General features: G+C 67.6%; 5 protein-coding genes. 4 read left to right on the top strand and 1 reads right to left on the bottom strand.

Going from position 1 to position 6,521, the window contains the following annotated elements; genetic code table 11:
• Positions 1 to 177: 177 nt before the first annotated feature.
• Positions 178 to 1,770, bottom strand: a complete 1,593-nt coding sequence (locus tag RGD00_RS18575) for a hypothetical protein (protein ID WP_310458772.1) — start codon at positions 1,768 to 1,770, stop codon at positions 178 to 180.
• A 317-nt stretch (positions 1,771 to 2,087) separates the two neighbouring features.
• On the opposite strand from RGD00_RS18575, the gene RGD00_RS18570 reads away from it, so the two are divergent.
• Genes RGD00_RS18570 through atpD form a run of 4 tightly spaced genes read left to right on the top strand, consistent with a single transcriptional unit; the run spans position 2,088 to position 6,521 of the window.
• Complete coding sequence (locus RGD00_RS18570; RefSeq protein ID WP_310458771.1) at positions 2,088 to 2,648, top strand: F0F1 ATP synthase subunit delta; 561 nt, start codon at positions 2,088 to 2,090, stop codon at positions 2,646 to 2,648.
• 1 nt (position 2,649) lies between these two features.
• Positions 2,650 to 4,188, top strand: a complete 1,539-nt coding sequence (gene atpA / locus RGD00_RS18565) for a F0F1 ATP synthase subunit alpha (protein ID WP_310458770.1) — start codon at positions 2,650 to 2,652, stop codon at positions 4,186 to 4,188.
• Between the two features lie 23 nt (positions 4,189 to 4,211).
• Complete coding sequence (locus tag RGD00_RS18560) at positions 4,212 to 5,081, top strand: F0F1 ATP synthase subunit gamma (protein WP_310458769.1); 870 nt, start codon at positions 4,212 to 4,214, stop codon at positions 5,079 to 5,081.
• Positions 5,082 to 5,099: 18 nt separating this feature from the next.
• Positions 5,100 to 6,521 carry a F0F1 ATP synthase subunit beta gene (atpD, locus tag RGD00_RS18555; protein WP_310458768.1) on the top strand — a complete coding sequence of 474 codons (1,422 nt, stop codon included), beginning with the start codon at positions 5,100 to 5,102 and terminating at the stop codon, positions 6,519 to 6,521.

Here is a 6,521-nt window from a genome sequence, read left to right as displayed (position 1 = left end):
GGCCAGGCCAGCGCCTGCCCCGGCGGGCGAGAAGCGCCCGCCATGGGCGGGGCGGGCGCTGGCCGGGGGCTTGGGGCCCCCGGCCGGGGCAACGCGATCTGTATCGCGGTGGCGAAGGCACGCGCCTTCGCCAGTCAGATCGAGGGGTCGAAGGGCGATCCGCCCCCAAGTACAGCCTCAGGCGGCGGCCTCGGCGGCCTCCAGGCTGTCGAAGAAGGCGATGTCGGCTGCGGTGAAGGCGGTGACGCCCAGAAGGCGGAAGGCCTGCCGGGGGATCGGTTCGGTCACGCCGTTGCCGCGGTCGATCACGCCCTGTTCGTAGAGGTATATATCCGTATAGCCGAGCGCGGGATGGTTCGCGATCTCGATCCGCACCGCGCCCGCATCGCCCGGGGGCAGGATCACGCCGAGGCTGTCCTGCCCCGGGGTGAAGTCGGTGATCAGCGTGGCCGGATAGGCCCGTGCCGTATCGTAATCCCACTCCCCGCCGGCGCGGGCGTCCAGCACCACCAGATCCGCGCCCGCCCCGGTGGCGATGGCCCCGGCGCTGCCCGTCAACTCGCCCCGCAGGTGGATGATCGTGTCGTCCCCCGGCCCGCCGTTCAGATAGGCGTCGCCGTAGCCCACCAGCAGGTCGTCGCCCGCGCCGCCATAGAAGGCGCCGTTGAAACCGGCGGTCTGGTCCTGCGCCACGATGCTGTCGTCGCCCCCGCCGCCCTCGACCTGGCCGATGCTGCCGGCTGCCCGCCCGGTGGCGATGACGGCGATGGCATCGTCGCCCTGGCCGCCGAAAAGGTCGTCCCGCCCGGTGATCGTATCGCCGCCATGCCCGCCATGGATCGGGCCGGGGCCTTGCAGCACATCGTCGCCGCCCCGGCCCAGGATCAGCGCCGGCGGCCCGTCGAGCCCGGCCAGCAGGGTATCGGCGCCCTCGGTCCCGTCCAGCAGCGACAGGCCCTGCGCGGGATCCAGATGGCCGACATCGGGATAGATCGCAAAGGCTGCCGGGTCGAAATCCGTCACCCCGTCCAGCCGCAGGGTGGTGGTCTCGTTGCCGTAGCGCAGCGCGACATCGGTATGGGCGCCGTCCGGCGCGGCGGTCACGCTCAGCCCGAGGCGGGAGGGATCGGCCTCGCGCAGGATCACGCCGAGCCGGTCGCCCGGGGCATAATCCCCGATCGTCAGCACCTGCCCGGGCACGAAATCGGCGAGAAACAGATCCGCCCCCTCGCCGCCATGCATCTCTGCCCGCTGCGCGCCGCGCAGCGTGTCGTCGCCGGCGCCGCCATAGCCCTCGGCATCGCCCCGCAGGATGAGGAAATCGTCGCCGTCGCCGCCATGCCCCTCGGCCTCGTCCGACACCTCCAGCCGGTCGTCGCCCGCGCCGCCGTAGCCCTCGGCATCGCTGTAGAGGAACAGGCTGTCGCGCCCCTCGCCGCCATGGGCACGCGCGTCGCCGTGGGCGTGAAGCGTGTCGTCGCCCGCATCGCCATGGCCTTCGGCGTGGCCGTAAAGGGTCAGCGTATCGTCGCCCCGGTTGCCGTGGCCGGTCGCGTCCTGATGCAGGGTGATGGTGTCGTTCCCGCCCCAGCCGGATACGGTATCGTTGCCCGCCGCCACCAGCAGGTCCTCGCCCGCGGTGCCGTGGGTCGCGGTGGCGGGGTCGGTTTCGGGCGCCTCGCCCTCGTCGTCCCTGTCGCTGTCGAGCAGCCCGAACGCCGCCATCAGCCCCCCGCCGATCATCAGCGCGCCGATGATGAGATAATCCATGCCACTCGTCCCTAACCGATTCTTTCCGCGAGTATAAAGGCCCCCGCCCCGGCGGACACGGCAGGGGTGTTTCCGGCCCGTCAACAGGCCGTTTCCGGGATCGGCGGGGCCTTGCCGATGCTGCATTGCCGCATCGCCCCGCGGCAAGCGCGATCCGCCCCGTCTTTTCCTGTGCAAAGGCCATGTTCCCCGGTTGCGGGGGGCCCACCCGTCTGTTAGAGACGCCGCAAAATCGGTAGACGCATGCCCCCGTATGCGCCCGGAAAGGCTGCGGCCAGACGGGCAAGAGGTGGGGGCCAGACAGCGGAAGGGATGACGTGTCCGAACCAGCTTCGATCTCGCTCGGCATCGCGGGGCGCTATGCGCAGGCCTTGTTCGAGCTTGCCAAGGACGACAACGGGCTTCCGGGCCTCGAGGCCGATGTGGATGCGCTCGCCGCCGCGCTGGAGGCCAGCGCCGACCTGCGCGAAATGATCGCCTCGCCCATCCTCACGCGCGAGGATCAGGGCCGCGCCATCGCCGCCGTGGCCGGGGCGATGGGCCTGTCGCCGATGGTGGCGAACACGCTGGCGCTGATGGCGGCCAAGCGGCGGCTGTTCGTGCTGCCGCAACTGGTGGCCGACCTGCGCGCCCGCATCGCCGCGGAAAAGGGCGAAGTGACCGCCGAAGTCACCTCTGCCGCGCCGCTTTCGGCCGAACAGGCGCGTGCGCTGGCCGAAACGCTCAAGGCGAAGATCGGCAAGACCGTGAAACTGAATGCGACCGTCGATGAAAACCTCATCGGCGGTCTTGTCGTCAAGGTGGGCTCGAAGATGATCGACACCTCGATCCGCTCGAAGCTCGCATCCCTCCAGAATGCCATGAAAGAGGTCCGATAACATGGGTATCCAAGCGGCTGAGATCTCTGCGATCCTCAAGGAGCAGATCAAGAACTTCGGCAAGGACGCGGAAGTCGCCGAAGTCGGCCGGGTGCTGTCGGTCGGCGACGGTATTGCCCGTGTGCACGGTCTCGACAACGTTCAGGCCGGCGAGATGGTCGAATTCCCCGGCGGCATCCGCGGGATGGCGCTGAACCTCGAAACCGACAACGTCGGCGTGGTGATCTTCGGCACCGACCAGGACATCAAGGAAGGCGATACCGTCAAGCGCACCAAGTCCATCGTGGACGTGCCGGCGGGCAACGGCCTTCTGGGCCGCGTGGTCGACGCGCTCGGCAACCCGATCGACGGCAAGGGCCCGATCGCGGCCGCCGAACGCCGCATCGCCGACGTGAAGGCCCCCGGCATCATCCCGCGCAAGTCGGTGCACGAACCGATGGCGACCGGCCTCAAGTCGGTGGACGCGATGATCCCCGTCGGCCGCGGCCAGCGCGAACTGATCATCGGCGACCGCCAGACCGGCAAGACCGCCATCGCGCTCGACACGATCCTGAACCAGAAGTCCTACAACGAGGCCGCCGGCGACGACGAATCGAAAAAGCTCTACTGCATCTACGTCGCCGTGGGGCAGAAGCGGTCGACCGTGGCGCAGCTGGTGAAGAAGCTGGAAGAAACCGGCGCCATCGCCTACACGATCGTGGTGGCCGCGACCGCCTCCGACCCGGCGCCGATGCAGTTCCTCGCGCCCTATTCGGCGACCGCGATGGCGGAATTCTTCCGCGACAACGGCCGCCATGCGCTGATCATCTACGATGACCTGTCGAAACAGGCCGTGGCCTATCGCCAGATGTCGCTCTTGCTGCGCCGCCCGCCGGGGCGCGAGGCCTATCCGGGCGACGTGTTCTATCTGCACTCCCGCCTGCTGGAACGTTCGGCCAAGCTGAACGAGGATTTCGGCGCCGGGTCGCTGACCGCGCTGCCGATCATCGAGACCCAGGCGGGCGACGTGTCGGCCTATATCCCGACCAACGTGATCTCGATCACCGACGGCCAGATCTTCCTTGAAACCGAACTCTTCTACCAGGGCATCCGCCCGGCGGTGAACACCGGCCTGTCGGTGTCGCGCGTGGGATCCTCGGCGCAGACCAACTCGATGAAGTCGGTGGCGGGGCCGGTGAAGCTGGAACTGGCGCAGTACCGCGAAATGGCGGCCTTCGCGCAGTTCGGGTCCGACCTCGACGCGGCGACGCAGCGGCTGCTGAACCGCGGCGCGCGCCTGACGGAACTGATGAAACAGCCGCAGTATTCGCCGCTGACCAACGCGGAAATCGTGGCCGTCATCTATGCCGGCACCTCGGGCTTCCTCGACAAGATCGCGGTGAAGGATGTGGGCCGGTTCGAGGCCGGGCTGCTGCAATACCTGCGCAGCAAGCGCCGCGACATCCTCGACTGGATCACCAGCGCCGACCCCAAGATCAAGGGCGCCGACGAAGAGAAACTGAAATCCGCGATTGCCGAATTCGCCAAAGATTTCGCGTAAGTCCGGCCTGAGAGGACAGGGATATGCCCAGCCTTAAGGACCTGAAGAACCGGATCGGAAGCGTCAAGAACACGCGGAAGATCACGAAGGCGATGCAGATGGTCGCGGCGGCGAAGCTCCGCCGCGCGCAGGAGGCCGCAGAGGCCGCGCGCCCCTATGCCGAACGGCTGAACGCCGTGATGGGGGGGCTTGCGGCGGCTGTCGGCGGGGCGGACGGCGCGCCGCGCCTTCTGGCCGGCACCGGCAGCGACCAGGTGCACCTTCTGGTGGTGATGACGTCCGAGCGCGGGCTCTGCGGCGGCTTCAACTCCACCATCGTGCGTCTGGCGCGGGCCCATGCCAACGCCCTGCTGGCGCAGGGCAAGACGGTGAAGATCCTCACCGTCGGCAAGAAGGGGCGCGAGCAGCTGAAACGCGACTTCGCCGACCGTTTCGTCGGCCATGTCGATCTGTCCGAGGTCAAGCGCATCGGCTATGCCGAGGCTTACGGCATCGCGCAGGATGTGCTGAAGCGGTTCGAGGCCGGCGAATTCGACGTCGCCACCATCTTCTACAACCGCTTCCAGTCGGTGATCGCCCAGATCCCGACCGAACAGCAGATCATCCCCGCCCGGTTCGAGGAAGGGGCGCAGACCAGCGCGCTCTATGACTACGAACCTTCGGAAGAGGCGATCCTGGCCGACCTGCTGCCGCGGGGGGTCGCGACGCAGATCTTCACCGCGCTGCTGGAAAACGCCGCCTCGGAACAGGGCGCGCGGATGAGCGCGATGGACAACGCGACGCGCAACGCGGGCGACATGATCAACAAGCTCACGATCCAGTACAACCGTTCGCGGCAGGCTGCGATCACCAAGGAGCTTATCGAAATCATTTCGGGCGCCGAGGCGCTCTGACGGAACCGGAGATAGACAATGGCAAGCAAAGGCAAAGTGACCCAGGTCATCGGCGCCGTCGTCGACGTTCAGTTCGAGGGCGAGCTGCCTGCGATCCTGAACGCGCTCGAAACCGAAAACAACGGCAAGCGCCTGGTTCTGGAAGTCGCGCAGCATCTGGGCGAGAACACCGTGCGCACCATCGCCATGGACGCCTCCGAGGGCCTCGTGCGCGGCGCCCCGGTCAGCGACACCGGCCGGCCGATCTCGGTCCCGGTGGGCGACGCGACGCTCGGCCGCATCCTGAACGTCATCGGCGAGCCGGTGGATGAAAAGGGCCCGGTCGAGGCGCAGGAAACCCGCGCCATCCACCAGCCGGCCCCGGAATTCGCCGCGCAGTCCACCGAAAGCCAGGTGCTCGTCACCGGCATCAAGGTGATCGACCTGCTGGCGCCCTATGCCAAGGGCGGCAAGATCGGCCTGTTCGGCGGTGCCGGCGTGGGCAAGACGGTTCTGATCATGGAACTGATCAACAACATCGCCAAGGTGCACTCGGGCTATTCCGTGTTCGCCGGCGTGGGCGAGCGGACCCGCGAGGGCAACGACCTCTACCACGAGATGATCGACTCGGGCGTCATCAAGATCGACAACCTGGCGGAATCCAAGGTGGCGCTGGTCTACGGCCAGATGAACGAACCCCCCGGGGCGCGTGCCCGCGTGGCGCTGACCGGCCTGACGTTGGCCGAACAGTTCCGCGACCAGTCGGGCACGGACGTGCTGTTCTTCGTCGACAACATCTTCCGCTTCACCCAGGCGGGTTCCGAGGTGTCGGCGCTTCTGGGCCGCATTCCCTCGGCGGTGGGTTATCAGCCGACGCTGGCCACCGACATGGGCGCGCTGCAGGAACGCATCACCTCGACCAAATCGGGCTCGATCACCAGCGTGCAGGCGATCTATGTGCCGGCCGACGACCTTACCGACCCCGCGCCCGCCACCTCGTTCGCGCACCTCGACGCCACCACGGTGTTGTCGCGCGCGATCTCGGAACTGGGCATCTATCCGGCGGTGGACCCGCTCGATTCCACCTCGCGCCTGCTCGACCCGGCGGTGATCGGGGAAGAGCATTACAACGTCGCGCGTCAGGTGCAGGGCATCCTGCAACGCTACAAGTCGCTTCAGGACATCATCGCCATCCTCGGGATGGACGAACTGTCCGAAGAGGACAAGCTGACGGTGGCCCGCGCCCGCAAGATCCAGCGTTTCCTGTCGCAGCCCTTCGACGTGGCGAAGGTCTTTACCGGCTCGGACGGCGTGCAGGTGCCGCTGGAAAAGACCATCGCGTCCTTCAAGGCGGTGGTCGAGGGCAAGTACGACCATCTGCCCGAGGCCGCCTTCTACATGGTGGGCGACATCGACGAAGTGATCGCCAAGGCCGAACGGCTTGCCGCGGCTGCGGCGTAA

This window comes from Ruixingdingia sedimenti (assembly GCF_031432425.1).
In the GTDB taxonomy this organism is placed as follows: Bacteria; Pseudomonadota; Alphaproteobacteria; order Rhodobacterales; family Rhodobacteraceae; genus Ruixingdingia; species Ruixingdingia sedimenti.
The sequence above is the reverse complement of the archived record's forward strand: the minus strand, read 5'-3'. Positions and strand labels throughout refer to the sequence as shown.

What these genes read in the sequence shown, in the direction of transcription:
- RGD00_RS18575 (WP_310458772.1), bottom strand. Translation starts at nt 1,770, where the DNA reads ATGGATTATCTCATCATCGGCGCGCTGATGATCGGCGGGGGGCTGATG.
- atpA (WP_310458770.1), top strand. Translation starts at nt 2,650, where the DNA reads ATGGGTATCCAAGCGGCTGAGATCTCTGCGATCCTCAAGGAGCAGATC.
- RGD00_RS18560 (WP_310458769.1), top strand. Translation starts at nt 4,212, where the DNA reads ATGCCCAGCCTTAAGGACCTGAAGAACCGGATCGGAAGCGTCAAGAAC.
- atpD (WP_310458768.1), top strand. Translation starts at nt 5,100, where the DNA reads ATGGCAAGCAAAGGCAAAGTGACCCAGGTCATCGGCGCCGTCGTCGAC.